1 protein-coding gene is annotated in these 1,476 nt (G+C 58.3%); it reads left to right on the plus strand.

The genetic code is table 11. The annotated features are described in order from the left end of the window. Positions 1-124 precede the first annotated feature (124 nt). The gene (locus tag QOL82_RS29100) at positions 125-1,456 is read left to right on the plus strand and encodes an IS4 family transposase (protein ID WP_430438574.1); all 1,332 of its coding nucleotides are present in this window, start codon (positions 125-127) and stop codon (positions 1,454-1,456) included. Positions 1,457-1,476 lie beyond the last annotated feature (20 nt).

Below are 1,476 nucleotides of genomic sequence, written 5' to 3' on the forward strand. Positions count from 1 at the left end.
CATCTCGTTATACACAAGTCCGGTCTGCTGACTTCGTAGGGTGCAGAAGAAGTTGATATTCTTTTGTAAGACGGGGTTGTAAACCTCGACGAATTCGCGTTTACTCTGTGCTTTTGCCAAGCCAATGGACAACGAATCAGGGGTATGGGTGGACGAGGAATTTGAAGCGCTGGACCTGGGTGATCCCAGGCGAGACAGGCGTGCAAGGGAACTATTGAAGCGGTTTGCGGCAAAGCCGACGGCGAGCATTCCTGGGGCATGCGACGGTTGGACAGAAACCATGGCGGCTTATCGCTTTCTTGGCAATGAGGAAGTCGAGTGGGTCGACATGATGCAGCCGCATTGGGAACGCACGGCTGCGCGCATGCAGCAGCATGCCGTGGTGCTATGTATTGCGGACACGACCGAACTCGACTTCAATGGCCAGGACATGGAAGGTTTGGGACCGTTAAGTTTCGAGGCGCAGCGTGGCATGTACCTGCACCCGACCTACGCCGTCACACCGGACCGGGAGCCTTTGGGGATACTGAATGCCTGGATGTGGGCTCGTGAACCGCTGGATGAGAATGGACGCCGCGGCGGCATCAAGGAAAGCACCCGGTGGATCGAGAGCTATGAACGCGTGGCCGAACAGGCTACAACGTTGCCCGATACCCGCCTGGTCTATGTGACGGATCGGGAAGGTGATATCGCTGCGCTCATGAATCTGGCCGATACGCTTGGTCATCCTGCCGACTGGTTGATTCGTGCCCGGCACAACCGCAACCTGGCAGAGGGAGGCAAGCTCTGGGATAAGGTGGAGGCCAGTGAAGTGCTCGGCGAGATTGCCTTTATCCTGCCGGGGCGTGCCGGCCAGAAGGCACGGGAAGTCAGGCAGGAGCTACGTGCAAGCCGCATCCAGTTGCCGGGCAAGGGACCACTCAGCGTGACATGCGTGGTGGCCCGAGAGATCCATGTGCCGGCAGGCGTGAAGCCGGTGGTATGGCGGCTGGTGACGAATCGGCAGGCGCAAGACCGGGATGCCGTGATCGAGCTCATCGATTGGTATCGCGCTCGGTGGGAAATAGAACTGTTCTTTAATGTGCTGAAAAACGGCTGCAAGGTCGAAGCCTTGCAACTGTCGCAGATGGACCGGGTGGAACGGGCTTTGGTGTTGTACATGATCGTGGCGTGGCGGATCGCACGGCTCATGCGCTTGGGCAGGACCTGTCCGGACCTGGATGCGTCGCTGTTCTTCCACCCTGACGAGATCAGAGGCGCCTATTTACTGGTGAAGAAAGCACGCCCCGCGAGTGCACCGACGCTCAATCAAATGATCCGGCTGATCGCATCGTTAGGCGGCTTCCTTGGTCGCAAAAGCGATGGCGAACCCGGTGCCAAAACCCTCTGGATCGGACTTCAGCGCACCATGGATGCCGCCTCTACAATCCAGGCGCTCCGAACAGAGGATGCGTGACTTGTGTATAACGAGATGCA

Source organism: Noviherbaspirillum suwonense (genome assembly GCF_900182955.1).
Lineage (GTDB): Bacteria > Pseudomonadota > Gammaproteobacteria > Burkholderiales > Burkholderiaceae_D > Noviherbaspirillum_A > Noviherbaspirillum_A suwonense.